The 26,726-nt window shown below is 67.2% G+C and carries 21 protein-coding genes; 15 read left to right on the forward strand and 6 right to left on the reverse strand.

All coding sequences use genetic code 11. The annotated features are described in order from the left end of the window. Positions 1-11 precede the first annotated feature (11 nt). Together BN3001_RS02230 and BN3001_RS02235 are read left to right on the forward strand one after the other, a co-directional pair. A complete protein-coding gene (locus tag BN3001_RS02230; RefSeq protein ID WP_058270213.1) occupies positions 12-404 on the forward strand; it encodes a hypothetical protein in 393 nt (130 codons plus the stop codon). A gap of 125 nt (positions 405-529) precedes the next feature. Beyond that, entirely contained in the window at positions 530-4,156 is a 3,627-nt protein-coding gene (locus tag BN3001_RS02235) for an RICIN domain-containing protein (RefSeq protein ID WP_058270214.1), read from the forward strand. A gap of 73 nt (positions 4,157-4,229) precedes the next feature. Here the strand turns inward: BN3001_RS02235 and BN3001_RS02240 are convergent, their stop codons facing one another. Next, complete coding sequence (locus BN3001_RS02240; protein WP_058270215.1) at positions 4,230-6,746, reverse strand: YfhO family protein; 2,517 nt, start codon at positions 6,744-6,746, stop codon at positions 4,230-4,232. Between the two features lie 98 nt (positions 6,747-6,844). Here BN3001_RS02240 and rffA point away from each other — a divergent pair, with 98 nt between their 5' ends. The 5 genes from rffA to BN3001_RS02265 all read left to right on the forward strand — a co-directional run bounded on the left by rffA (position 6,845) and on the right by BN3001_RS02265 (position 12,728). After that, entirely contained in the window at positions 6,845-7,993 is a 1,149-nt protein-coding gene (rffA, locus tag BN3001_RS02245; protein WP_058270216.1) for a dTDP-4-amino-4,6-dideoxygalactose transaminase, read from the forward strand. Further along, entirely contained in the window at positions 7,986-9,215 is a 1,230-nt protein-coding gene (locus BN3001_RS02250) for an ATP-grasp domain-containing protein (protein ID WP_058270217.1), read from the forward strand. Before rffA ends, BN3001_RS02250 begins: the two co-directional genes overlap by 8 nt. Positions 9,216-9,231: 16 nt before the next feature. Then, positions 9,232-10,194, forward strand: a complete 963-nt coding sequence (locus tag BN3001_RS02255; RefSeq protein ID WP_235815015.1) for a glycosyltransferase family 2 protein — start codon at positions 9,232-9,234, stop codon at positions 10,192-10,194. 90 nt (positions 10,195-10,284) lie between these two features. Then, positions 10,285-11,475: a sugar-transfer associated ATP-grasp domain-containing protein gene (locus tag BN3001_RS02260; protein WP_058270218.1), complete on the forward strand. Its 1,191-nt coding sequence runs from the start codon at positions 10,285-10,287 to the stop codon at positions 11,473-11,475. Positions 11,476-11,543: 68 nt separating this feature from the next. Continuing rightward, positions 11,544-12,728 carry an ATP-grasp domain-containing protein gene (locus BN3001_RS02265; protein ID WP_058270219.1) on the forward strand — a complete coding sequence of 395 codons (1,185 nt, stop codon included), beginning with the start codon at positions 11,544-11,546 and terminating at the stop codon, positions 12,726-12,728. On the opposite strand, the gene BN3001_RS02270 is transcribed toward BN3001_RS02265, so the two are convergent. After that, positions 12,647-13,696, reverse strand: coding sequence for a hypothetical protein (locus BN3001_RS02270; protein ID WP_148362923.1), 1,050 nt, complete (start codon positions 13,694-13,696; stop codon positions 12,647-12,649). The genes BN3001_RS02265 and BN3001_RS02270 overlap by 82 nt on opposite strands. Before the next feature lie 230 nt (positions 13,697-13,926). On the opposite strand from BN3001_RS02270, the gene BN3001_RS02275 reads away from it, so the two are divergent. The 5 genes from BN3001_RS02275 (at position 13,927) to BN3001_RS02295 (ending at position 19,405) form a co-directional block, all read left to right on the forward strand. Next, positions 13,927-14,307: an EamA family transporter gene (locus BN3001_RS02275; protein WP_058270221.1), complete on the forward strand. Its 381-nt coding sequence runs from the start codon at positions 13,927-13,929 to the stop codon at positions 14,305-14,307. Next, complete coding sequence (locus tag BN3001_RS02280; protein WP_058270222.1) at positions 14,304-14,654, forward strand: DMT family transporter; 351 nt, start codon at positions 14,304-14,306, stop codon at positions 14,652-14,654. Before BN3001_RS02275 ends, BN3001_RS02280 begins: the two co-directional genes overlap by 4 nt. A 169-nt stretch (positions 14,655-14,823) precedes the next feature. Then, positions 14,824-15,936: a DegT/DnrJ/EryC1/StrS family aminotransferase gene (locus BN3001_RS02285; RefSeq protein ID WP_058270223.1), complete on the forward strand. Its 1,113-nt coding sequence runs from the start codon at positions 14,824-14,826 to the stop codon at positions 15,934-15,936. A 34-nt stretch (positions 15,937-15,970) separates the two neighbouring features. Next, positions 15,971-16,930, forward strand: a complete 960-nt coding sequence (locus tag BN3001_RS02290; protein ID WP_058270224.1) for a glycosyltransferase family 2 protein — start codon at positions 15,971-15,973, stop codon at positions 16,928-16,930. A gap of 141 nt (positions 16,931-17,071) precedes the next feature. Further along, a complete protein-coding gene (locus BN3001_RS02295; protein WP_058270225.1) occupies positions 17,072-19,405 on the forward strand; it encodes an RICIN domain-containing protein in 2,334 nt (777 codons plus the stop codon). Positions 19,406-19,441: 36 nt separating this feature from the next. Here BN3001_RS02295 and BN3001_RS02300 read toward each other — a convergent pair whose 3' ends face one another. Then, a complete protein-coding gene (locus BN3001_RS02300) occupies positions 19,442-20,494 on the reverse strand; it encodes a glycosyltransferase family 2 protein (RefSeq protein WP_058270226.1) in 1,053 nt (350 codons plus the stop codon). A 98-nt stretch (positions 20,495-20,592) separates the two neighbouring features. Here BN3001_RS02300 and BN3001_RS02305 point away from each other — a divergent pair, with 98 nt between their 5' ends. Continuing rightward, a complete protein-coding gene (locus BN3001_RS02305) occupies positions 20,593-21,498 on the forward strand; it encodes a glycosyltransferase family 2 protein (protein WP_197407442.1) in 906 nt (301 codons plus the stop codon). Here BN3001_RS02305 and BN3001_RS02310 read toward each other — a convergent pair. From BN3001_RS02310 to BN3001_RS02320, 3 genes are read right to left on the reverse strand one after another with little or no spacing between them, the layout of a single operon-like run. Continuing rightward, entirely contained in the window at positions 21,448-21,852 is a 405-nt protein-coding gene (locus BN3001_RS02310) for a DUF2304 domain-containing protein (protein ID WP_082629926.1), read from the reverse strand. The two genes, BN3001_RS02305 and BN3001_RS02310, sit on opposite strands and share 51 nt — an antisense overlap. 9 nt (positions 21,853-21,861) lie before the next feature. Further along, on the reverse strand, positions 21,862-22,545 hold the full coding sequence (locus BN3001_RS02315; protein WP_058270514.1) for a glycosyltransferase family 2 protein: 684 nt from the start codon (positions 22,543-22,545) through the stop codon (positions 21,862-21,864). Positions 22,546-22,599: 54 nt separating this feature from the next. Next, positions 22,600-24,702 (reverse strand): DUF6541 family protein, encoded by a 2,103-nt coding sequence (locus BN3001_RS02320; RefSeq protein WP_328585286.1) that lies wholly within the window; start codon positions 24,700-24,702, stop codon positions 22,600-22,602. A gap of 209 nt (positions 24,703-24,911) precedes the next feature. Between BN3001_RS02320 and BN3001_RS02325 the strand changes: the two genes are divergently transcribed. Beyond that, positions 24,912-25,115: a cold-shock protein gene (locus BN3001_RS02325; RefSeq protein ID WP_058270229.1), complete on the forward strand. Its 204-nt coding sequence runs from the start codon at positions 24,912-24,914 to the stop codon at positions 25,113-25,115. Positions 25,116-25,238: 123 nt separating this feature from the next. Next, positions 25,239-26,687: a Sapep family Mn(2+)-dependent dipeptidase gene (locus BN3001_RS02330; protein ID WP_058270230.1), complete on the forward strand. Its 1,449-nt coding sequence runs from the start codon at positions 25,239-25,241 to the stop codon at positions 26,685-26,687. The last annotated feature ends 39 nt before the right edge of the window (positions 26,688-26,726 follow it).

The following is a 26,726-nucleotide window of genomic DNA, read 5'->3' on the forward strand; positions in this document are numbered from 1 at the left end:
GAGGAGGAAGCATGTTGCAGCATGACTATCTGCTTGAGGTCATCTCCCAGTTCGTCGAGACGGTCGCCCGTGCACTTGGGGCGCTGAGGCGCCATCCCACGCACGGCGACGTCGCGACGGTCGAGGAGGGCATCGCCGGCCTGCTCGACCTCGACCCCGAGGTGGCCCTCGCGCTCACCCCGGACTCGCTCGTCACGATGATGCTCCTTTCGGGCGTGGGGGACGCGGTCGCGGGCTATGTGGCCTTCTCGCTCCGTCAGCTCTCCGACGCCTACGGGCGCCTGGGTGACGACGATCTCGGGGAGCTCAGGCTCAGCCAGGCCCAGGCGGTGGAGGACTCCTTCACCGTCGAGCCGGGCGTGATTCCCCGGGAGCTGGAGGAGCGCCTGGGTCACGCGGGGTGAGCGCCGGCGCCCTCGCAGCTTTTGCGAGCTCCTCTTGGTTTCAGGTAAAATGCGTCCTAGACCTCCTGAAGCGCTGGCTTTCGGTGAGGTCCCGCAGACGAGACCCATGAGAGGATCTGGTTTCCATGCAAGCTCGCTACGTTCGCACGATGAGGGCGTCCCTGTCCGTCCTTGCCGCCTCGACGCTCCTGTGTGCCGTGCTTTCCGCCCCCCGGCCCGCCTTTGCGACACCTGCCGACGCCGCGACCACGCGTGAGTCCGCCGGTGCTCTGGGTGTCGTCCTGCCGCCTTCCCCCGAGCAGCCTGCGGCGAACGAGACGTCGGCACTGGCGCCTGAGGCCTCTGCAAGGACCGAGGACGAACCGTCCCCGTCCGGGCAGGCCGCCCCGCAGGACGCCGTCCAGTCGCCGCCCTCGTCCGCAGGGGAGTCTGCCTCGAACGGCTCCGCCGCCGGTGAGCCCAAGGCGGCGCCCCCGCAGCCGGACGCCTCCCCTGCGCCTGACAGCTCGCCAGAGCCCCCTTCCGAGCCGGGACCCTCCGTCCCTCCCGTCGCGGAGGGGGAGTACGTCATCGAGTCGGTCAACGGCGGCAGAAAGGTCCTCGACGTGACCGCCGGGTCCACGTCCGACGGGGCCAACGTGCAGGCGTACGAGAGCAACATGAGCCCCGCCCAGCGGTGGAGGCTCACCTTCCATGAGGACAGCGGCTGCTACACCATCGGCCTGGCGGGGACGAGCAAGGTGCTCGACGTGTCCGCCGCCTCGGCGAGGGACGGCGCAAACGTCCAGATATGGGACGACAACGGCACTGACGCCCAGCTCTGGACCATCGTGAAGATGGGCGGCAGCTATCAGGTCGTCTCGAGGCTGCGTCGCGACCTCGTCCTCGACCTTGCGGGAGGCCGTACCGCCAACGGCACGAACGTGCAGGTCTACACCGCCAACGGCACCGCGTCTCAAGGCTTCCTCTTCCTGCCCGCGACCGTGACGGTCGCCCCGGGCGCGACGCTTCCCGGAACGGACGGCTCCTACCAGCTGATCTCGGGCCCCTCGTCTTTGGGCTCGGTCGTCGTCGGCAGGGCAGGCTCCTCTGACGTCCGCCTGCTCGACAAGGACGGGTCCCCCTCCCAGCGCCTGTATCTCAAGCGTGACGCCAAGGGCTACTACGCCGTCTACGCCATCGAGTCGGGCAAGGTGCTCGAGGCGCGTTACGGCAGCGTCGTGCCGGGCACGCGGGTCCAACTGGCTTTTGATTGCGGGTCGGCCCAGCAGCGCTGGGCGCTCGTGCGTAATGCGAACGGCTCCTACGGCCTTGTCAACAAGGCCAGCGGCCTCGCGTTGGGCGTCGCCGACGCCCTGGCGGGCACGGCAGGAGCGGGACTTCAGACGCTCGTCGCCAACGAGGGGGAGGGCCAGTGGTTCTGGCTCGAGGCGGCAGCCAACCTCGCGGCCGGTCCGGCCGTCACCGACAAGGCGGGCACCTACATCATCCGCTCCGCCAACAGCCTGGTGCAGGTGATCGATTCCGCCGGCGGCGGCTCTGCGGACGGGACCAACGTCCAGACGTACCAGAGCACCATGTCAGGGACGCAGAGATGGACGCTCAGCCGTGTCGGCGACTACTACACGGTGGCGCGCGCAGGAACCAGCCAGGTCCTTGACGTGCAGGCGGCCGGGCTGCGCGACGGCGTCAACGTTGGCCTCTGGCATGCGAACGGCACCGACGCGCAGCTATGGAAGCTCGTCAGGCGCGATGATGCCTACCTGCTCGTCTCGAAGCTACGTGCCGACCTCGTCCTCGACCTCATGTGGGCGGGCACGGCCAACGGCACCAACGTCCAGGCCTACACGGCCAACGGCACCAGGGCGCAGCTTTTCTACCTTCTCTCGCCCGACCCCTCGATTGAGCCTGGCGTGCGCGGGCTGGACGGCGCCTACCTGCTGGCAGGCGGGAGCGCGAGCTCGCGCCACGTGGCAGACATCGAGGCCGGCTCCCTGGGCAACGGCGCCAACGCGCGTCTGTACGCCAGGAACGACTCGGGCGCGCAGCGACTCTACCTCAAGGACGACGGAAGCGGCTTCTACACCATCACGGTCATCGGAACGGGCAAGGTCCTTGACGTGGCCGACGGCAACGTCGTTCCCTCGACCAACGTTCGTCAGTGGCAGGCCAACGGGTCAGACGCGCAAAAGTGGGCACTGCGGCTCAACGCGGACGGCGTCTCCTACACCCTCGTGAGCAAGGCCAACGGCCTTGTGCTGGACATCAGCGGAGGCGTGATCGGCAATGGCTCCAACCTGCAGGTCTATGACGCAAACGGAACGGCCGCCCAGAGGTTCTGGCTCATTCCCTCGAGCATTCTCACCGAGGGCATCTACTCCATTCGCCCCCTCTCGAACACGGGCCGGGTCGTGGACATCACGAACGGCTCCTCGGCAAGCGGCGCGCAGGCGCAGATCTACGCCTCCAACGGGTCGCTGGCGCAGCGCTTCCAGGTTGTCTATGACGCCGAGACGGGCGCCTATCGCCTGCGTACGGCCGCGTCGGGAGGCTGGCTCACCGTGCGCGGGAGCTCCGTCCTCCAGGTGGGAAGCTCCCTCACGGCGCCTGGCGCCGAGAACCTCTGGAGGCCCGTGTGGAACGGGAGGTACTTCTCCCTCCTGTCTGCCTCGGCGGACCTCGTCATGAGCCTGGGCGCCGAGGGCAGCTCGAACGGCGCGAAGCTGGCCCTGCGGGGCGCCAGCGGGTCCGTGACCCAGCACTTCCTCTTCATGCCCGAGCGGCTCCTTGCGGGCGGCCTCTACGAGTTTCGCTCCGGCCTGGGCGCAAACCTCGTCCTTGACGTGAGGGGCGGCTCCTCGGCTGCCGGCGCCGACCTTCAGGCCTACGCGGGCAACGACTCGCTGGCGCAGAAGTTCTACCTCGTGCCCTCGGGCGAGGGCTACCTCATCAAGAACTTTGCCTCGGGCAAGGTCCTCGACGTTGACTCGGCCTCGTCCCTTGACGGCGCGCGCGTTCAGCAGTGGTATCTCAATCACTCCAACGCCCAGCTCTGGCGCGCCGAGATCGTCGACGGCGGCGGCGTCCGCTTTGTCAACGTCAACTCCGGCAAGGCCCTTGAGGTGGCCGCGGGACGCACGGCGTTCCAGGCGCAGCCGCGCGAGGGCCTCGCGTCGCAGCGCTGGACGCTCAAGAAGACGATCGGGTACGGTTGGGTCGCGCAGAACGGCACCTGGCACTACTTCTATCGGGATGGCAGCTCGCGCGCCTTCTCCAACGTCGCCTACAGCGCCTTCCAGGCCATCCGCCACACGACCAGCAAGACGAACTACCTTCTGTGCATCGACAACTGGAACTGTCGCACGATCGTGTTCAAGGGGTCGGCCGGCAACTGGGAGCCCGTGCAGGACTGGCTGTGCAGCGTGGGCACCACCAAGCGCAGCGACCCGACGTTTGGGATCACGGCCCGGGGCAGCTTTGAGATCCTCAAGAAGGGGTACTTCATGGGCAACGACCCCGACTACTTCTACTGGTCGGAGTTCTTCGTTCCCAGCGGAAGCCCTGACGGCGAGGGGCAGCGCTTCCATTCCGCCGGCTTCTACCGCAACTACGGTAACCCGTACACGCCCGGTGCCCCCTATGACACCACCATCGGCAGGGCCGAGACGCACGGCTGCGTGCGTCTCTGGTTCGACCAGGCGAAATGGCTCTACGACACCTGCCCGATAGGGTCAAAGGTGTACAGCTACTAGGTCGACGTCGTAGCTACCAGGCAGCTTGTCAGCGTCACGAGAAGGCGCCCCCGTTTGAGGGGGCGCCTTTCCGTCAGCGTGCGTCCCCGCGCCGCCTGAGCCTAAGCCCAACCGCGCAGCAGGCGGTCGCGAGGCAGACGCCCATGCCTGCCAGGACCACGCCCAGAGAGGCGTTGGGCGCCTCGTAGCGCGCCTCGACCTGATGATGTCCCGCCGTCAGGGCGAACCCCACGAAGCCGTAGTTCACGCGGAAGGTCGGCACCTCACGGCCGTCCACGCTCACCCTCCATCCCAGGGTATGCGGCACGCTCAGGCAGGCCACGGACCCGTCGACGTCAGCGTCGGCCGCGCCGCTCAGCCGGTCCGCGCCGGCGAGGCACAGCCATGCGGGAGCGGGGTCATAGGCGATGGGGCCGTCGGGACCGTCAACCGTGTGGCCGCCCACCTCCTGCTGCCCCGTGGGGCGGGCCTGTCGCTCCAATGAGTCGGCGACCTCGTCAGGGACGATGACGCTCGCCGCAAGAAGCTCCCTGCGCCCCTCGGCGTCCATGAGGGCCGCGTCAGACTCCCGTACGACCCCCCGCCGCACCGACAGGGGGCACGCCGCCCCCAGCACCTCATAGACGCGCACCGAGCCAAATTGGGCCCTCTGGTCGTACGCGGGTCCTGCCAGGTCGTCGTGGGAGAGAAGGTAGCGCACGCCCAGCAGCCTCAAAAGCGCCGGCTGGTCGGGGTCGGCGAGGAACTCCTGGTAGGCGCTCTCGCCCACGAGGACGCGAGGCCACAGCTGGCGATAGAAGTCAATGACGTCGCTGTCGAGGGTGGAGTTGTACGAGGACACGCCGGCATACCCCTGCACGAGCGCGTCGTTGAGGCGCGTCCAGTCGCGGTAGCGCTTCTCCACCCTCACGAAGCCGTCTCCCTGTGCCCTGACCCAGGCGAGGGCCGCGCGCGTGTCCTTGTCGCGTCCGGGGCTCACCGCCGCCGGAAAGCGATCGGGCAGGCCCGTCGCCCTGTGATTGGTGGCCATGAAGGCGTCGGTCACGCTGCCGAACAGCGCGAGGGCGCAGAGCAGGACGAGCGCCACGTTCCGTCTGGCCCCCGTTCGACCCAGGCAAAGCAGGAGGGCGATGCCGCCGGCGACGCTCACAAGATAAACAAGGCAGGTGACGTGGCCGTCAACCGTATGCGCCAGGGACCACCCAATGACGACGAGGGTGAGTCCGCCCGTCGTAAGCAGCGTCGGGCGAGACGGGCGGCCCTGCGCGACGCGCCGCTCCCATCCGACCGCCATGGCCAGGCACAGGGGGATGGCAAGCGCGAAGGAGCTGCGATACTTGGGCTCGACGAAGAGGTTCGAGAGCGCCGGGAGAAAGAAGTTAAGGCAGTACAAGGCGCAGATGAGCGCGGCGATGCCGGCGAGCGTCCTCTCGCGCCTCTCCGCCCCCGTGAGCTCCCAATGGAAGAACTGCCCCAGGAGCATGACGGAAAAGCCGGAGAAGCCCATCTGGACGAACTCGTACACGTTGACGTAGCCGAACCCTGCGGTGGGGGGTATGACTGAGGGAGGGATGTCCGACCCGGCGCTGATGAGCGTGGACCCCAGAAGGCGGCTTAGGACGGGCAGCACCCAGCGCACGGGGACAAAGGCGCCAAGGTAGCCCATGGCCCGTGAGACCAGGGTGCCCGTCCCGCTCACGCGCGCCGACTCGCCCAGAAGCAGCGTGGCATAGGGGACGACCGTCAGCATGGACACGAGCAGGCCGCAGATGACGGGCGCGGCCAGCCTGCCGAAGCATCTCGCGTACGTGGCCGGGGACGCGGCGTCCATGACGCAGGGCAGCCTCAGCGCGGCGTAGGCGCTGGCATAGAGCATCACCATGAATCCCGAGTACGTGCTCATCATGACCGTCGCCGCGACGGCGCAGGTGACCCCCAGGAAGCGGGGGACGCTCCAGCGCCGCATGAGGAGCTCAAGCAGGAGGGTGAGCAGGGTCGCCATCACGAGCACGGTGCCGAGCCAGTAATGCTGCCCCCACAGGACCAGGTAGCCGCAGAAGGCAAAGAGCGACGCTCCCAGGACCCGCGACAGAGGGAGGCGGCAGTAGCCGCACAGCAGCCGGTCAAAGAGGAAGGCGCAGCAGACCACCTTGAGGGCCTGGACGATCGCAAGGGCGCCGCCGAGCAGGCCGTCGCCAAACGCCAGGCATAGCGGGATCAGGACCAGGTTGAACGGGTCGAGAGTCCAGCTCTGGTAGGACATGAAGCTGGTGCCCAGGCCGTAGTCGGCGTTCCACAGGCCCAGAGAGCCGTCCCTGATCGACCTCAGCAGGCTCAGGTAGTAGGGCACGTACTGCTCGGAGGTGTCGGAGCCCACGTCATAGTAGGCGAACAGCCGTGCCCCCACGAGAAACCTCCCGTAGACGACCCAGACGCCGGCAAGGACCACGACCCCCAAGACGGCCGCCTCCGCGCGCGTGACGCGCCACGACGCCGTCATGAGCCGGTCGGCACAGCGAAAAAGGACGGCCGCGGCGAGTCCGCCCGTCATGAGGACGCCAATCAGATAGGGCAAGAGCGACGCTTCCATGTGCCTCCTTTTGCGACGGCGGGCCTGCATGCGCGGCCGGCATGACTCTCTGCGCTATAGTGTAAGGGTTATGCGGCACCCGACCGTCTGGAGGCGGCATGGCCGAAGAGGCTCCTACCATCAACTTCAACATCCCCCCGTTCGTGGGGACGGAGCTCGGCTACATCCGCGAGGCGGTGGAGGCAAACCACAAGATCTGCGGGGACGGGCCGTTCTCGCGCAAGTGCCACGCGTGGATGGAGGAGCGCTTTCGTGCCGAGAAGGTGCTGCTCACCACGAGCGGAACCTCGGCCCTCGAGATGGCGGCCGTTCTCTGCGACCTCGCGCCCGGCGACGAGGTGATCCTGCCGAGCTACACCTTCTCGTCCACGGCCACGGCCTTCCAGGCCGTGGGCGCGCGCCTCGTCTTCGTGGACGTTCGCCCCGATACCATGAACATCGACGAGAGTGTCATAGAGGCCGCCGTCACCGAGCGCACGCGCGTCATCGTGCCCGTGCACTACGCCGGGGTGGCCTGCGAGATGGACGAGATCCTGCGCATCGCTCGCCGTCACCACCTCATGGTCGTCGAGGACGCCGCCCAGGGCGTCATGAGCAGCTACAAGGGCAGGGCCCTGGGCACCATCGGGGACTTTGGGTGCTACTCGTTCCACGAGACCAAGAACTACTCCATGGGCGAGGGTGGGGCGATTCTCATCAACAACCCCGAGAACATCGACCGCGCCGAGATCATCCGCGAGAAGGGCACCAACCGCCAGCGCTTCTTCCGCGGCCAGGTGGCCAAGTACAACTGGGTGGACCGCGGCAGCTCCTACCTGCCGAGCGACCTCAACGCCGCCTATCTGTGGGCCCAGCTCGAGCAGGCCGACGCCATCAACGACGACCGGCTGGCGAGCTGGCGGTTCTACTATGACCAGCTGACGCCCCTCAGGGACGCGGGCAAGATCGAGCTGCCGACCGTGCCCGACGGCTGCGTGCACAACGCGCACATGTTCTACCTCAAGTGCGCCGACCTCGACGAGCGCAGCTCCCTCATAGCCCACCTCAAGGCCAAGAACATCCAGGCCGTCTTCCACTACGTCCCGCTGCACAGCTCGCCGGCGGGCCTGCGCTTTGGGCGCTTTGCGGGCGAGGACAACTGCACCACGACCGAGTCCGACCGCCTCGTGCGCCTGCCCCTGTACTATGGGCTCAGGCGAGAGGACGCCCGGCGCGTCGTGGATGCCGTGGGGGGCTTCTATGGCTAAGCCCGACGGACCCTCGATCCTCCTGCTTGGGGGGTCGCGCCACCAGGTTCCCGCCATCGAGACGGCCAAGAGGCTTGGCTATCGCACGGTGCTGTGCGACTATCTCCCCGATAACCCGGGACAGTTCAGCGCCGACGTGTTCTACCAGCTGAGCACGACCGACCGGCGGGCCATGCTGCGCGTCGCCCAAGACGAGGGCGTCTCGGGCGTGCTGGCGTTCGGGACGGACGTCGCGGCCGCCACGGCGGCCTATGTGGGGGAGAGCCTCGATCTTCCCACGAACCCCCTGGCCGCGGTCGAGGTGCTGAGCGAGAAGCATCTCTTCAGAGCGTATCTTGCCGACCATGGGTTTCCCTGCCCCCGCCACGCTCGCCTGGCCGCAAGTGCCTCCGTCGACGAGCTTCTGCGAGCGGCCGAGGGGATGAGGCTTCCCGTAGTGCTCAAGCCCACGGACTCGTCCGGCTCCAAGGGCGTCCACGTCCTGCGGTCCCTGAGCCCCAGCCTGGTCGCCGACGCCCTGGCCGACGCCGCGGGGTTCTCGCGCAACGGCCTGCTTCTCCTTGAGGAGTACATCGAGGCGGGCTTTCCTCGCGTCGTCGGGGGGGACGTCTTCGTCGTCGATGGCACGGTCAGGTTCTGGGGACTCATGAGCTGCCTGCGCGACCGGGGCATCGGCGGGCTCGTGCCGGTGGGCGAGCGATGGCCCTCGGGGCTTGCCCCCGCCCAGCTCGACGCCGCCAAGGCCCAGATTAAGGCGCTCGTCACGAGCCTGGGCGTTCGCTTCGGCGAGATGAACGTCGAGATCATCTTTGACCGCCATGACGTTCCCCACTTCCTGGAGCTCGCCGCCCGCGCGGGGGGCAATATGCTCCCCAACCAGCTCTCCGACATCGCGGGGGTGGACCTCGTCGAGGCAAACGTCCGCTTTGCGATGGGCGAGACCATGGAGCTCTCGTTTGACGGGGTCAGCGCCCCGGGCGCCTATGCCACCTACATGCTCCACGCGCAGCGCCCGGGCATCTACCGGGGCGTGGAGCTGTCGAGCGAGCTGCTGGCGCACCTCTATAGACGCGTGGACTACGTCGCCGAGGGGTCGCACGTGGGCGCCCTCGGCGACGCGAGCAAGGCGCTTGGCGTCCTCTTCCTGCGCTTCTCGTCAACGGCCGAGATGGAGGGCCTGCTTGATAGAATAGGGGAGCTCGTCTTGGTTCACATCGACTAGACACGGGAGCGTGCAAGTGATTTCTACGACGGATGAGCGTGAGGGACGGGGCCCGTCGCGGCTCGTGTCGGTGGTCATCTCGTGCTACAACTCCGAGAGGACCATCCGTGAGGTCGTCGAGCTGTCGATGGCCGAGTTCGCGCGGATGGACGGCTACGACTGCGAGTTCGTCCTCGTGGACGACTGCTCGTCCGACCGGACGTTCGAGGTCATCCGGCAGCTCGCCGACGAGCACCCCAACGTCCGCGGGGCGAGCCTCATGCGCAACTTTGGCCAGCATAACGGCCTCATGTGCGCCATGCACTTTGCCCAGGGGGACTACGTCCTGGGCATGGACGACGACCTTCAGACCCACCCCTCGCAGATACCCGCCCTGATCAAGAGGATGGAGGAGGGGTTCGACCTCGTCTACGGCTGCTACCGCGAGTCGCTGAACGGCAGCCTCAAGCGCTTTACGAGCTGGCTCAACAAGGTCACCTCCAACAAGCTGCTGGGGCGTCCCGAGGGCATCCGCGCGAGCAACTTCTGGGTCATCAGCTCCCAGGTCAAGGACCAGGTCATCCGCTACGCCAACTACAACCCCAACGTTGACGCCCTCTTCACGCGAATGACGAGGCGCGTGGCCAACGTCACGATCGAGCACCATCAGCGCGCGTACGGGTCATCGGGCTACACGCTCGCGAAGCTGGCCAGGCTCTGGCTCGCCTACTTCAACTACACGGTGGTGCCCCTGCGAATCGTGTCGGCCGTCGGCGTCATCACCGCCGGCGTCGGGTTCTTCGCGGGCGTCGTCACCGTCGTGCGCAAGGTCCTGAATCCCGGCATGATGGCGGGATGGGCCTCCACGATCTGCGTCCTGCTCTTTTTCTTCGGCCTGGTGCTGCTCACGCTGGGGGTCATAGGAGAGTACCTGGGCAACATCGTCCTGTCCATCAACTCGACCCCGCAGTTCATCGTTCGCGACAAGGTCAATCTCTGAGGAGGGTCATGCCGAGGCGCCGCTTGGACGTGCCTCGGCGGCATCGGGCGTCGGCCCATGACAGACGGTAGATGACAGAAGGAAGAGGACATGGCGATCAACGGACACGTGACGAACGAGCTCGGCGCGCTTCTCAGGGACGGCTTCGCGCGTCCGCGAGCCGAGGAGTACCTGAGCATCCTCAAGGAGGAGATCGAGCCGCCCAAGACGTCCGAGAAGGGCACGTTTGAGGACGGCATGTTCGACCCGGACTACTGCGCCTGGGCCCACTCCTATGGCTTCTTTGCCAAGGAGGCCTACGTCTACGACCTTGACGAGGCCAACAAGGACGACTACATGTCGGACTATGACTACCACCGCGTGTGGCCGCTCAACGCCTGGCAGCGCATCTGGATCAACGACAAGCTCACCCTCAAGTACATGATGCAGGGAAGCAGCCTTGACGCCTATCTCCCCGACTATTATTACTACTCGACCCCTCAGGGCCCCCTGCCGCTGTACGGGAGCGGCGCGAGGCCCGGCGACAAGGCGTTTCTTGACACCCTGAGGGCTGTCGGCGAGTTTGCCTGCAAGCCCTGCAACGGCTCGCGCACGGTGGGCTTTCACAAGCTCGCCTGGCATGACGGCGACTACTTCATCGACAATCGCCCCTCCAGCGCGGACGGCGTCATGAGCTTCCTGCATGCCAACCCCAACTTCGTCTTCACAGAGTTCCTTCACCCCAGCGCCCAGATGGCCAAGATCAGCCCCGTCATCAACAACCTGCGCATCATGGTGTTCAACCCCTCGGGCGTCGAGCCCGTCATCGGCGCCTCGTACTTCCGCATCGCGATGGACGCCGGCACCGACGACAGCAAGTCCAACTACCGCTATCCCGCCAACGGCGACTGCGGCAACTACAACGTGTGGTTTGACTGGAAGACGGGGCGCTTTGGCAGAGGGACGATCCTCTACGCCAACCGGGTCGTGGACGCGCCCCGCTCGCCTGACACCGGCGTGCTTGCCGAGGGCGTGCTGGAGGGCTGGCAGGAGGTCTGCGACATGGTCCTTGAGATGTCCGAGCGCCTCAACCCGCTCGAGTACCTTGGTTACGACGTGTGCATCAGCGACAAGGGCCCCAAGGTCATCGAGATCAACTCGCACTCGGGCAGCAAGTACCTCCAGTACTTCCAGCCCTTCTACAAGGACGACTTCCTCCGGGGCTACTTCAGGGACAAGGTCGAGGCCATCGAGGCGATGGACGAGGACCAGATCAGGCGGCGCAACGCGCTCGTCCGCTAGGCCCCGGACCCTCGCGGGCGGCTCCCGGCGGGCCGGACGTATGATGAAGACGCGACCAAGGAGGACGGATGCGGAGGCTGGCCATCATCGGAGCGGGGCCCATGGCGTGCGTCTTCGCTCAGAGGGCGCGAGAGCTGGGCATCGAGACGCACTGCTTCGCGTGGGCGCAGGGGGCCCAGGCCCGAGACGCGGTTGACGTCTTTCACGACGTCTCCGTCACCGAGCATCACCGGATCGCCCGCATCTGTCGCGACTTGGGCATCGACGGCGTCGTCGCCACCACCGAGCTGACGATTCACCCCGCGGCGGCCGTGGCCCATGCGCTGGGTCTCAACGGCCACGACGTCGAGGTCGCGCGCGTCCTCACCGACAAGCATCGCAACCGCGAGGCCGTGCGCGACGTCGAGGGCCTCTGTCAGCCGCGCCATCGTCTCGTCAAGGCGGACGAGCCGGCGGACATGGGGAGCTGGGGCCTGTCCTATCCCGCCATCGTCAAGCCCACCTCGGAGGGAGGCAAGCGCGGGGTCACGGTGGTCACGGACGACGCCTCCCTCGCCGGCGCCCTGGCCTACGCGCGCCAGGAGAAGAAGGCGTCATCCGACATCATCGTCGAGGAGCTTGTGCCCGAGGGGCAGGAGTACTCGGTCGAGAGCCTCTCCTACCATGGAGAGCACCGCGTCATCCAGGTGACGGAAAAATGGAGCTCGGGCGCCCCCCACTGCGTGGAGCTGGGACATCATCAGCCGGCGCGCCTCTCGGCCGCCCAGCGATCGCGCGTCGAGGACGTCCTGGCGCGCGCCCTCTCGGCGGTGGGCGTCTCGAACGGCTGCTGCCACACGGAGGTAAAGCTGTGCGGCGACGACCTGTACCTCATCGAGTTCAACGCCCGCCCCGGCGGAGACCACATCTCGCACCCCCTGACGGAGCTGAGCACCGGCTATCCCTACGTCACCGGCATGATCCAGATAGCGCTCGATGACTTCGAGCTGCCGGACGCGAGCTCCTTCGAGGCGAACGCCGCGGGCATCTGCTTCGTGACCGAGCAGACCAAGGAGCTCCGGGACGTCTTTGACCGGTGCCAGGACGAGCCCTGGTGCTATGAGAGGCACGAGGTCCCCGGGGGCCTCAGGTCGCTCGAGCACAATCACGTGTACGACACGAACTACTTCATCTACTTCTCGCGCGAGGGACGTCCCGCGTTTCTCGACGACGTCGAGCGACATGCGTGGTGGCGCGAGGCCGCGGGGGCTTGACGGTCGCTCGCGAGCGCCCTCGCGATCAGCTCGCACTCATAGTCCATGTCATCTGTCGTGTAACGCTGGTCCACAGGCAAAGGCAGGATGTCTTTGGCGTAGCGCCCGGCGACGCCCGGCAGCTCCGTCGCGTTGCCCCAGAGCGTCGAGACGTAGAGCCTCTGCTCTTGCAGGCGCCTCCTCAGCGCGGCGCCCCCCTCGATGAGGAGGGGATACATGAAGGCGCCATAGGTCGAGCGCACGGCAAGCTCGTTCATGCCGTCGAGTCGCTTCGCCAGATGATCGAAGTTCTCCTGCCGCCTCGTCGCCACGTCCGCGTAGTCCACGGCACGCAGGATGTTGTGGGTGATGGGGCTCATCCAGCTCACCGGCTCGCTCACAAAGCGCTTGTTGTTGGCCGCGGACTCGGGATAGTGGTCGTTGGCGGGCAGCTCGCAGCGGGCCAGCACGAAGCCCATCTTGTCGTAGGACTGACAGCTGGGCAGTTCGCGCCCAACGCGCGCGTCCGTGTACAGATAGGCCCCGTCGGCGACGCCAAAGAACTTTCGGCAGGAGTAGAGCGTGTCAAGATGGGGGAGGGGCCTGCGGAAGAAGGCCATGACCTCATCGATGACGATCCTCCCGTCGCAGCGCCCCGCCGCCTCCCGTATGTCCTGGTCAAGGAGCTGCCCGTAGTAGTCCACCAGATAGAGGTAGTCGTTTTCTGACACGTCGACGGTCCCGTAGTCGGGGCGCAGGTCCGCCGCGACGTCGTACGGTCGCACCCTGACGCCCAGGGAAAGCAGGGTCGCCTCGACGGAGCCGCAGAGGTAGCGGGGGACCCACATGGACGTGATGGCGCGCGCCTCCACGAGGTAGGCGAGGCAGGACCTCGCGCAGTTGAGCGCCAGGGCGCCCTCGTGATACTCGCGTCCCGAGAAGCGCTCGAGCTCAAAGTAGCCGCCGATCTCACGCTGCGTCATGTCCACGTTCCCACCTCGCATCCGCCCGGCCGTCTGGGCACACGATACCCCTTGGCAGGCCGGCCATCAAGGAGTCAGGCGCAGGCGCGGGCCGAGGGGAGGCCGCCTCGTGCGGGGCGCCTCCATCAAGTATCATGAGAGAAGTGGTGACGGCCCCTTCGGGGGCGGGAAGGTCGTGGGCTCATGACGGTTCAGGCGAGGCGTGACAGGGTGCGGGCGCTTGGCGGGGAGGCCCTATGACGAGGCCTCTCGCGGCGCGCGTGTCGGGCAGGGCAGGGACGCTTTTGTCCCTGCACCTGCTGCTTGCCGTCTTCTCGCTCAGCGGCATCATGAGCAAGCTGGCGGCCCGTCACGCGTTCATGAGTCCGGGCTTCCTGCTGTGGTACGCGGGCATGGTCGGCGTGCTCGCCGTCTATGCCGTCGGATGGCAGCAGGTGATCAAGCGCCTCCCCCTCACCGTGGCATACGCGAACCGCGCCGTGACCGTCATCTGGGGCATCGTCTGGGGGGCGTCGCTCTTTGGGGAGACGATCAGCTGGCAGAAGGTCGTCGGCGCCCTCGTCGTCCTCGTCGGGGTCGTGCTGTACTCCACCGCAGGCGGGGGCGAGCGCCCATGAGCGGCGTCGCCCCGTATGCGGCCCTCGCCCTCCTGGGCGTCTTCGTGAGCGGCGTCTCGCAGGTCCTGCTCAAGAAGTCCGCCATACGGGGGCACGCGTCGCGCAGTCGGGAGTACCTGAACCCGCTCGTCATCACCGCCTATGCGCTCTTCGTCCTGGCGACCTTGCTCTCCACCCTCGCGTATAAGGTGATTCCCCTCTCCATGGGTCCCATCCTCGACGCGACGGGCTACCTCTACGTGACGGGCTTTGGCGTGACGATCTTCAAGGAGCGCCTCGACCGTCGTCAGGCGCTGGCCCTGTGCCTCATCATCGGAGGGATCGTCATCTATGCGCTGGGAGTCTGACGGGACGTCTCGGCCGCCTTCCTGACGTCCGTCATGCCGCACGCGCCGCCCGCGCGCCGCGGCGGCACCGCCCGTCCGCGCGAGCAGGGGAGGAAGGGTTACTATGAGCACTGCACCATCTGCAAGGTGGCCGGGCGCGCCACCGTTACGGCAAGCGACGGGAGCCAGCATGAACATCGATCCCATCCTCGTGACGCGATCATCGATGCCGCCCTTCGAGGAGTACGTCTCGGAGATAGCCCCGCTCTGGGAGTCGCGGTGGCTCACCAACATGGGCGTCAAGCACCAGGAGCTCGAGCGTAGGCTCGAGGAGTACCTGGGCGTCGCCGACCTCGCCCTGTTCGTCAACGGCCATCAGGCCCTGGAGTGCGTCCTCGAGGCCATGGGGCTCTCGGGAAAGGTCATCACGACGCCCTACAGCTTTGCCTCGACGACCCACGCCATCGTCCGCAAGGGCCTCACGCCCGTGTTCGCCGACATCCGCCCGGATGACTACACCCTTGACCCCGCCGAGGTCGAGCGTCTGGTGGACGGTGAGACCTGCGCCATCCTGCCGGTCCACGTCTACGGGAACCCCTGTGACGACGACGCGCTCGCCGACATAGCCGAGCGGCACGGGCTGCGTCTCATCTATGATGCGGCCCATGCCTTCGGGGTCAGGGTGAACGGGCGCCCCGTGGCGTCCTTCGGCGACGCGTCCATGTTCTCGTTCCACGCGACCAAGGTGTTCAACACCATCGAGGGCGGCGCGGTGTGCTTCAAGGACCCCCAGCTCAAGACCAAGCTCAACCGGTGGAAGAACTTTGGCATCGCAGACGAGGAGAACGTCGAGTTCGTGGGCGGCAACGCCAAGATGAACGAGTTCTGCGCCGCCATGGGGCTCTGCAACCTGCGCCATCTTCCCGGGGAGATCGAGAAGAGACGTCTCGTGGCGCAGCGCTACTGGGAGCGCCTGGAGGCCGTGGACGGCATACGGGTCCATCGGCCCGCGTCCGGCGTCTCCTCGAACTACGCCTACCTTCCCGCCGTCTTCGAGGAGGGGCGCTTCGGCGCCACGCGCGACGACGTCTTCGCGGCCCTGCGGCGCCAGGGCGTCTTCTCGCGCAAGTACTTCTATCCCCTCATCAGCGACTTCGCGTGCTACCAGGGGAGGTTCGACTCTGACCTCACGCCCCATGCCCAGCACGTCGCCGCACGCGTGCTGACGCTGCCGCTGTACGCCGACCTCGCCCTTGAGGACGTGGACCGCATCTGCGACGTCATCGTCGCGTGCGGGCGCTAGCGAGGGTCGCGTCGTCGTGAAAGGAGCACTCCCGTTGGATGCGCCCGTCATCTCCGTCATCGTGACCGTCTACAATCACGGCCCCTATGTCGAGCGCTGCCTGCGGGGCATCCTCATGCAGCGCTGCGACCATCCCTTTGAGGTGTGGGTCGGCGAGGACTGCTCCCCCGACGACTCGCGCGAGGTCATGCGGCGCATCGAGCCGGAGTTCCCGGACAACTTCCACTTCCTCTATCGCGAGCACAACCTGGGAGACGACAACAACACGGACCTCATTGCGCGCTGTAGCGGCAGGTACCTGGCAATCTGCGAGGGCGACGACTTCTGGACCTACGAGGGGAAGCTCCAGGAGCAGGTTGACTTCCTGGAGGCGCATCCCGAGTACGTGGCCTGTTACCATCACTGCACGGTGGTGGGAGAGGACTCCCTGCCCAACGGCGAGCGCTATCCCGACTGCCTGGCGGACGACTACTCCTTCCGGGAGAACTTCCTGTGCACCATGCCGGGCCAGACGAGCACCTCGGTGGTGAGGATGAGGCCCTATCTTGCGCAGAAGGAGCGCTTCCTGTCGTTCAAGCGCTTCGACTCCTATCCCGAGGACCGCCGCAACGCCTTCATCCTGCTGACGGTGGGCAAGGTCAAGGTATTCCAGGAGGCCTGGGGGGCATATCGTCACGTGACGCACGGCGGCACGAGCTATTCGGCCCAGGTCAAGGTCAGCGAGACGTACGCGCGCAACGAGGTCCTCTTCGGCCAGACGCTCGTGGACTACGCCCTCGCGTCCGGCAACCCCGAGGCGGTCGACGCCGCCCGCCGCACGTACTACCGACTGCTGCTCAAGTGGAGCGTGGGAAGGGTGCGCGTCGCGTCGCTCGCCGACTCTTTGAGGGAGCTCGCCCGCGAGCCGCACGCCCTGCGCTACCTGCTTTCCGTTCCGCGCTGGTACGCCATTCTGGGCGTGCGCGCGCTGGCAGGCAGGGGCGTCACGCTCTAGGGCCGCCCGCCACGGCCCCGGTCTTGTCCCTTTAGGTCCTGACGTCGAGCTTCTGGCGTTTGCGTGTCCTGCGCCGAGAGCCGCGCCGCTGCCCTATCATGAGGGCAAGCGATTCGTTGCCCAGCGAGAGGGGATGTCCGCATGCGCACCAGCCAGCTACGCCGTCTGATGGGGGGGATGGTCCGCCCGGCGCTGTGCCGCGCGGCTGCCCTCACGCTTCTTCTCGTCTGCGCCTGGCTCCCCCAGACGGTCCGCGCCGCTGAGTATGCCCAGGTCGAGGACGGCGTCTATGCCATCACCTCCGCGTTGTCGGGCAACGCGCTCGACATCGCGGCGGCGCGGACCTCAAACGGCGCGAACGTCCAGACGTGGGAGGCCAACGGCACCTTCGCGCAGTACTGGCGCGTGACGCGCGTGGACGGGCACTACGCCATCGTGAACTCCCTTACGGGCGTGTCCCTTGACGTCGCGGGCGGTCGGGCGACGTCCGGCACGAACGTCCAGATATATGAGGCAAACGGCACGAAGGCCCAGCTGTGGGACTTCGTGCGACGTGACGACGGCACGTACGCGATCGTCTCGGCGCTTGACGGGCGCCTTGTTCTGGACGTCGCGGGGGCGAGCCCCAGGAGCGGGGCGAACGTCTGGGCCTATGCCGCCAACGGCACGAAGGCCCAGAGCTGGCGCCTCTGTAAGGTGGAGCGCGCCCTCGATGACGGCCTCTACACGATCGCGAGCTCCCTGAGCCCTGACAGGGTGCTCGACGTACGGAACGGGTCTGCCGCCAACGGCGCGGCGATTCAGCTCTGGTCGCCCAACGGCACCGCCTCCCAGACGTGGTCCCTCTCGTGGGACGAGCGCACGGGCTTCTACACCCTGCTTGCGGCCGGGTCAGCCAAGTCGCTGGACGTGCCCGGCGCACAGGGCTCAAACGGCGCGCGGCTGCAGCAGTATGACGCCAACGGCACCCGTGCCCAGGCCTGGGCCGTCCGCCGCGCGTCCGACGGCAGCTACGTCATCACGTCGGTCGTCTCCGGGAGGGCCATCGACGTGCCGGGGGCCCACGCCGGGCAGGGGTCCGCGGTGCAGCTCTGGGACGCCAACGGCAGCAGGGCGCAGGGATGGTCCCTGACGCCGACCACGCTCTCGTTCTCGGGCACCTATCGGGTCGGCAGCGTCGCCAACGAGGACGGCGTCCTCGACGTGCGCGGCGCCTCCATGGCCCAGGACGCCACGGTTCAGGTGTGGGAGGCCAACGGCACCCTCGCGCAGACCTGGGAGCTTGTCGACTGCGAGGACGGCACCCATACCCTCAGGAGCGCCAACTCGGGACGCTATCTTGCCGACGAGGGCGGCGCCCTCGCCAGCCTTGCCACGCCCGCCGAGACGGCCCGCTGGAAGGTCCAGGTGGGCAGGGGCGGCTACGTGTTGAGAAATGCCGTCACGGGCAGGGTCCTCGCCGCCTCGGACGGCGCCCGCCGAGGGGCCGTCGTGAGCCTTCGGGCGGAGGAGTCCGGGGAGCGGCTGTGGAAGCTCGTCCCCGCCGCGCTGGTGGGGGAGGGCACCTATGTGCTCTACAACCGCAGCGCCCCCGGCCAGGTCCTTGACGTTCCCGGCGGCACGGCCGCGAGCTACCAGGCGCTTCAGACCTATGGCTTCAATGACAGCGGGGCCCAGAAGTGGGTGGTCAAGGCTGCGGGCAACGGCTTCTACACCATCACCAACGCCAGCTCCAACCTCGCCCTCGACGTGCGCGGGGCGTCGGCCGCAAGCGGGGCCGTCGTGCAGCAGTACACCGCCAACGGTACCAAGGCGCAGCTCTGGCGCTTCGTCGTCGCCCCCTCGGGAGGCGTCGAGGTGGTCTCGGCCCTCGGCTCGGGCACGCTCGCGTTGACGACGTCGCGGCCCGTCGCGGCGAACGGCGTCCCGACCGTCGTGTCCACGTGTGACCCGGCGGCGGGCCCGAGCTTCTCCTGGAACTTGGCAAGGACCACCTTCTCGCGCATCACCGAGGTGGCGGACGTCTGGGGCGACCCGTCGTACGTCGCGCAGATGCGTGCGCGTGCGACCGAGGTCGGCAGCTCGACGCCCTGGGTCGTCCTGGCGGACAAGGCGCGCGGGCGGGCGACGGTCTTCTTCCGTTCGGGCGGTTCGTGGGTGCTCGCCAACTCCATGGACATACGGACGGGCGGAAACACCTTCACGGGAACCTTCAAGGTGTACATCACGGCTCGCGGCTACTGGAAGTGGCCCGACTGCGATGACGTCAACGACTGGTATGTGGGCTACATGGAGGACTGGTGGGAACATCCCAGCTCCTCCCACATGAGAGAGGTGTCCGGCAGGGGGTATGACGAGGGGCAGGGCTTCCATTACGGCTACGTCGGCTCCGGCTGCATCACCGTCGAAGACAAGGGCAGGATCAAGTGGATGCACGACAACGTGACGGTGGGATCGACGGTCAGCATCTTCTAGGGGCGCCCGCCGCGACGGCGCAGGGCGTCCGCCGACCTACCATTTGAGGTCTCTGCCCGACAGGCGCAGCAGGAGACGATAGGCCGTCAGGAAGGGCCCCATGAGACCCGCCTTGTAGAACAGGCGTGCGAGCCAGAGCTTGCGCGCCGCCGACCCCTGCGTGAGGGCGGCGTGCAGGCTCATGTAGGGAGACCTTCGCCAGGTGGGAAAGTGCTCGTCAAGGTAGCCCGTCGTGGCACGCAAGCCCTCCCTGAGGGCGCGCCCGTCACCGCAGGAGAGCCTGAAGGACATGGAGACGCCCAGGTGCAGGAAGGCCGTGGCGTCCAGGGACGCCAGGAGGCCCTCTGAGGCCCCGCCCCTCTCAAAGAGCTCCCTGACCTCAAGCAGGGCTACCCGGACGCTCTGAACCTGAGCCGGCGTCACGCTGTTGATCATGGAGCCACGCCTGATCAGGTAGTTGTAAGGGGCGTCGCCGGTAAACGCCACCGGGCGCCTCGACGCGAGATAGGCCAGCTGGCTGAGCATGACGTCCTCGAGGATGGCGGGCGGCTCCTCGAGCCGGCCCATGCGTCTTAGAAGCTCGGCGCTAAAGCACTTGTTCCAGGCGGCGGGGTTGATTCCCACGAGACGCCCTGGCTCTTGGCGTGCGAGAAAGGGGGGCAGCGGATCGGCCATCTCGACGGAGAGGACCCTGCCGTCCTCCTCGGCCACGCGCCTGAAGCCGCAGACGACGACGTCGGCACCTTCGCGCAGGGCGGTCGCATGGAGGCTCTCGGCAAACGTCGGTTCGACGAAGTCATCGCTGTCAACGTAGGTGACGTAGGTCCCGCGTGCGACCTCGGTGCCGCTCCAACGGGCCGCCCAGAGGCCTCCGTTGGCCTTGTCGACGACCCTGATGACGTCCGGGCGCCGCCGCTCGTAGTCGCGCAGCACTGCCAGGCAGCCGTCAGGCGAACCGTCGTTGACGCCGATGACCTCTATGCCGTCGAGCGTCTGCGCCAGCAAGGAGTCAAGGCAGCGCTTCAGGTAGCGCTCGGTCTTGTAGCAGGGGACGACGATGCTCAGCTTTGGTGGTGCGTCGTGTGCCATCCGTCCGACCCTCCCGTGTGGTTTGCTCCCGTCGTACAATCACAATCGTCCCTATGGTAGCGTGTGCAGACGGAAGAACGACCTTGGGAGGACCCTTCATGCCAGTGAGCGGACCGAGCGTCGCCGTCGTCATGTCAACGTATAACGGGGCCGACCATCTCGTCGAGCAGCTTGAGAGCGTGCTCGGGCAGGACGTGGGCGCCTTGTCGGTCCTCGTGCGCGACGACGGATCCTCGGACGGGACGCTCGAGCTGCTGAGGTCCTACGCGAGCGCGGGGAACGTCGAGCTTGTCAAGGGCGAGAACCTGGGGGTCACCCGGTCGTTTTTGGACGCCCTCTCGCGCGTCCCTCGATCGGTTGAGTACGTGGCCCTCTGTGACCAGGATGACGTCTGGCATGCCGACAAGCTCTCGCGCGCCCTGGACGTCCTCGAGGCCAAGGGCCGTGACCTGCCGCGCCTGTACTGCTCCGAATACACCTTCTGTGACGCCGACATGCGGCCGCAGGGCCGCTCGCGGCTCAATCGCATCGGCGTCGACTTTCCCAAGATGCTCTTCGAGAATCGCGGCTCGGGCAACACGATGGTCCTCAATCGGAGGCTCGTCGACCTGGTGGTCGAGGCGGGGCCCGACGACGTGTACTGCCATGACTGGTGGATCGCGCTTGTCGCCACGGCGGTGGGCGAGCTGACGTACGATGACGTCTCGACGCTCGAATACCGGCGAACGGGGTCCAACGCCAGCCCGACGGGGTCGGGGGGGCTGCGGCTGCTGCGCTATCGGGTGCGCACCTTCTTGCAGAGGGGGCAGCTCGACGACGTGACGAGGCAGCTGGGCAAGCTTGAGGCGGTCTTTGGCGAGCGCATGGACGCCCGGCGCAGGGACCTGCTAAAGCGGGCGCTCAGAGGCGGGCGTCTGACCAAGGCGCTGACGCCGCTGCGTTTGCGGCAGACGCTAGCGGGCGAGCTCGCCCTGAGGGTCCTCTTCCTCGCGGGGCTCCTCTGACGCCTGCGCCCTCGCTTCCTCGTGTTCGAGGCGTTCGAGGGCGATCTCCTGCGCGAGCTCGTTGACCTTGTCCTTGAGCCTCGAGATCTCGCTGGCGTTGGTGAAGGCCTTCCAGAACAAGAGGACGATCACGGCCAAAAAGACGAAGTTGCTCGCGGACATGAAGCCGAGCGCCTGCGACGCCATCACCGCTATCTGGGGAAAAATGGCCAGCACCACCAGCACGGCGGCGAGCACCATCCAGAAGATGGCGTCCTCCACCAGGATGCGCTCCCTCCTCACGCGGTTGGAGATGACGACGAACGCAAGCAGGGCGCCGAGGACCAGCAGAAGCCTGAGCTGAAGGGGGAGCATGCGGGACACCTATCTAAGAAAGCGGAGCATGATGATGGACAGGCAGGTACGGGCCATGTACTTGAGCACGTTGCCCAGCTTGAGGTAGCTTTCGCCGCCCTGACGCTCTCGCATGGAGGCCTGTATCTCGACGACGGCGCCCTGTTCGCGCGCGACGAGCGCGATGGTGTCAGGCTCGGGGGCGCAGTCGAAGCCCTGGGCGAAGAGGCGTATCATCTGCCGGTCGTACATGCGCATGCCGCTGGTCGGGTCCGTGATGACGGCGCCCGTCGTGATTCGTATGAGCAGGGTGATCAGGCGCGAGCCCGCGCCTCGCGCCCCGGTTGGCCTCACGCTGCCGTCAAGGTAGCGCGAGGCTATGGCGACATGCGCGCCGCCCTCCTCGAGGGCGGCCGCCAGCTGCGGGATGTAGCGGGGCAGATGCTGACCGTCGGCGTCAAACTGCACCACAGCGTCATACCCGTGACGTTGGGCGTACTTCATCCCCGTCTTGAGCGCGGAAGTGAGGCCCGTGTTCACCGGCAGGTTCGCGACGCGCGCCGCGCAGCGGCGAGCCACCTGCGCCGTGCGGTCCCGCGAGCCATCGTTGACGATGAGGCAGTCAACGTCCGGACAGGCTTGCACAAGCATGTCCACGGTCGCGAAGAGGCACTGCTCCTCGTTGAAGGCCGGGACCACGGCAAGCACTCTCATGTACATGACCCTTTCGTCTCACGTTGACGTCGATAGTCTAGCACGGCATGACGCCTACCTGACGATCTCGTAGAGCGCGCCCGCCTCGGAGCTGACGACACGGGCAAACCCCGGCGTCTGTGGGCCTATGGAGCGTATGCCAAGAAACAGCGACTCGTCGTAGTCGTCCCTCAGGTCGACGAAGCCGCTCGTCTCCTCCGTCCCGCGCAGGACGAGGACGTAGCGCGCGTCAAGGCGCCGCACCGCCTCCTGGACGTCCTGGTCGGTGGCATAGGCGGCCAGGCGCGTGCGGATGACCTCGCTCTCGGGCGACTCGGCCGACGAGCCAAAGCCGGTGAAGGTGCGATACAGGACGCGTATGCCATGGGCGCCGTAGGCCAGGAAGCTCCCGTCCATGGGGTCGTTGATGACGAGGGACCCCGTGGGGACGCGCTCGGCGACGGCCGCGAGCAGCTCCTGCTCCTGCTTGTCGAGGGGGGTGTCAAAGGCGTAGGTCGCGACGGCGTTTGACCGGTAGTCCCCAAAGGTCGTGCGAACGCTCTTGGGCCAGTCCTTGCGCTCGTCGTCCTTGTGCCTCTGCACCTCCTCGGGACTCAGCTGCAGGCGCAGGCCCGCAAGATTGAAGCTGGGCATGAAGGTGATGATGGCGAAGCCGGCCGCCAGGACGGCGACGACGCGGCGAGGGTGCGCCGGCCTGCCAACGACGCGCCCGTAGGCGTCGGCCGCGCGCAGCGCGACCTCTCGGACCCAGACGAGGCCCTGAGTCGCAAGGGGAATGGCGGCGATGGCGCAAAGGGCGGCGAGGCGCATGGGGTCGGTGTACCAGAAGCCGGCGAGCAGCTGCTTGATCGGTCCCGAACGCGTGGCGCTGACGAACATGATGAGACAGGCGGCGGCATATGAGGCGCACAGCCAGCGATACGGGCGCCGGTGCAGGCAGCGCACGAACCCGGCGACCACGAGGGCGGCCAGGAGGGGCTGGCAGGCGACCTCGCTGTCAAAGCCAAAGTTGTATGACAGGACGAGGATGTTGACGAGCTCCTGAAAGGTCCAGGAGAAGGGGGGCCACCTATGGCTCACGGTGGCCTGAAACGCGGGAAGGTGATAGCAGACGAGCCAGACGCCCGCGAAGACGCCCGCGAAGGCGGCGCAGCACAGGAGCCGTTGGGGTCGCGGCAGGCCCGCATCCTCGCAGACGTCCCAGATGCGCGACACGCAATGGGGGGCGAGCAGGACCGCACAGGAAAACAGGGTGTTGGGGTGGCACAAGGCGAGGCCGGCCACGCAGAGCGTCAGCAGCGCCGCCGCCCGGAGCCTCTCACCGGCGCCCGGTCCCTTCGAGACGAGGTGGACAAAGAGCGCCATGGCGCTCGGCATGAGGGCAAAGCCGGCGACGTTGGCGTATAGGGGCCCAAAGGTGAGCATGTTCCAGGGAAAGGACACAAAGGCAAGGCAGCAGAGGAGCCCTGCGCGAGGGGCGCTCGCGTCATCGGGAAAGATCGTCGAGATGAGGGCGAGCGCCGACAAGGGAAAGCCAAGGCAGGCGATGACGAACATGGAGGCATTGATCACCACGGGCGTCGCGACGCCCGTGGCCTGGCAGACCAGGGCGCAGAGCACGTGCCATGCCGCAGGGTAGAACCCCGAGGTCGAGATGGGGGCTATGGCCGCGTCGGCGGCCGAAAGGTAGGGACTCGCGCCCAGGGAGGAGAGGTGGCCCGAGTCGGCCATCGCCTGGATGAGGTCAAGGTGCCAGGTGACGTCATAGGCCTGAAACACCACGTCGGGCGACCCCAGCCTCAGGATGAGGAGGTTCCAGCCGAGAAGGCCGCCGGCCAGGGCATATAGCGGGGGTAAGGTCGTTGCCAGGGCGGGAAGGCAGAGCGCGGGCCCCCTCTCGTGCAGGCAGGCGAGCGTCAAGAGCCCGATAAGCGTCGAGCCGCCCAGGACGAGCCCCGCAGGCGCCGTGACGCCCGCCAGCGCGAGCGCCTGGCCCACGAGCGCGAGCAGCGACAGGCTCACGAGGGGGGAGAGGCAGACGGACCACGAGCGCGTGGCGCCCAGGCCGCGCAGGACCAGATAGCCGGGGAGCAGTAGAAAGGCGCAGAGCGCCAGGGAGGCCACGACGAACGAGGACCACATGCGAACCACCTCCATGAGCACCACGATGACTCCTGTGCGTCAGCCTAGCATACGCGCTCAAGGGGGTGCCTCGCGACCGTCTCGGCCGGACCTTCTGAGTTCTCCTCAGATTGTTGGCCCCGACGGGCCTCTCTTAGGCTAGAATGACACTCGTGGCCTACGGTCACATGTATCGCGCTTAGGCGCAGCGTTCTGCCCCTCGGGGCAAGAAAGAAAGGCACGACATGGCACAGGGTACTGTCAAGTGGTTCAATCCCGACAAGGGCTACGGCTTCATCTCTCGCGAGGACGGCGACGACCTGTTCGTCCACTACTCCGAGGTCAAGATGGACGGCTTCAAGACGCTGGACGAGGGCCAGGCTGTCGAGTTTGACATCACGCAGGGTCAGAACGGCAAGCTCCAGGCTTCCAACGTCAAGAAGATCTAAGTCTCTTACATCAAGAGCATTCTGAAGGGGAGGCCCCATCGTGGCCTCCCTTTTGCATGCGCAGGCGACGAGCGGGGCGACTTCGGCGCGTGAGGCCCCCGGTGAGCGACAAGGAGTTGGTGCATGGCTGACGAGCGGCTCAAACAAGAGGTCGACGAGTACGTCGATGAGGTGTGGGAGGACGTCGTCGAGGACATACGCTCCCTGGTGAGGATCCGCTCCGTCGAGGACCTCTCGCATGCCACGGCAGCAGACCCCTGGGGTCCCGCCTGCCACCGGGCGCTTCGTCAGGCCCTCGCGATCGCCGAGCGCCTGGGCCTTGAGGCCCATGACTGCGAGGGCCGCATCGGCTATGCCGACCTGCCCGGCCGCTCCGAGCGCTATCTGGCCACCATCTGCCACGCCGACGTCGTGCCCGAGGGCCGGGGCTGGACGTTCGACCCCTTTGACGTGACGCGCAAGGACGCATGCCTCGTGGGCCGCGGCGTGCTGGACGACAAGGGGCCCCTCGTGCTCAGCCTCTACGCTGCGCACTTCTTCGTCCGGCGGGCGCTACGCACGGGCGAGCGCCTGCCGCTCACCCTCCGAGCCATCGTGGGCTCGGAGGAGGAGACGAGCATGCGTGACGTCGCCTACTATCTCGAGCGTCACCCCCAGCCCGAGTTCCTCTTCACGCCCGACGCCGACTTCCCGCTCATCTGCGGCGAGAAGGGCGTCTTTCAGGGTCGCTTTTGCTCCGTCGCCACCGTGGGCGGGCATGACGCGCCCATCGAGAGCATGGACGGCGGCACCGTGCCCAACGCCGTCTGCGGGCGCGCCGAGGCGGTCGTGAGGGTGAGGGCGGCAGACCTTCCCGGTCGCGAGCGCATCGATGTCACGGACCTGGGCGACGGTCGCTCGCGCGTGGTCGCCCGGGGCGTCGGCGGGCATGCCTCGCTCCCCGAGGGCACGCTCAACGCCATCGGCCTCTTGTGGGCGTACCTGCTTGATGCGGGCGTCGTTCCCGAGGAGCTCGCGCCCTTTGCCGAGCTCGAGCTCAGACTGTGCGCCCAGGGCTTTGACGGCTCCTCTCTGGGGGTCGCCTGCTCGAACGACCGCTTTGGCCCCCTCACGCTCATCGGCGGGACGCTTCGCACGGAAGGGGGGCATCTCGTGCAGACCTGTGACTGCCGCTACCCCGACGCCATCGACGCGCACGCCCTCGAGCGGGCGCTCGCACGGCAGGCCCAGGCGCGCGGCGCCAGCTTCGTCGTCACCGGCGTGAAGCCGCCCTTCCACATCGACCCCGAGAGTCCCGAGCTGCGCTGCCTGCTCGACACCTATGACGAGTTCAGAGGCACGACGTCTCGCGCCAAGGTCATCGGCGGCGGCACCTACGCCCGCAAGTTCATGAGGGCCTGCGCCTTCGGGCCTCATGAGCCCGCGGACCCCCTGCCCTCGTGGGCGGGCCCCGAACATGGGGCCGACGAGGCCATCGGCGAAGGAACGCTCAGGCGTGCCCTCAAGATCTACATCGTGTCAATCTCGCGACTCATGCGCCTGCATGCCCAAGACGGCCGTCGCAATGGCTGACGAGCTCGCGTCCCTTGAGCCGTATGAGCGCTGCCGGCT

The sequence above is a fragment of the Olsenella massiliensis genome (assembly GCF_001457795.1).
Classification (GTDB): Bacteria; Actinomycetota; Coriobacteriia; order Coriobacteriales; family Atopobiaceae; genus Olsenella_F; species Olsenella_F massiliensis.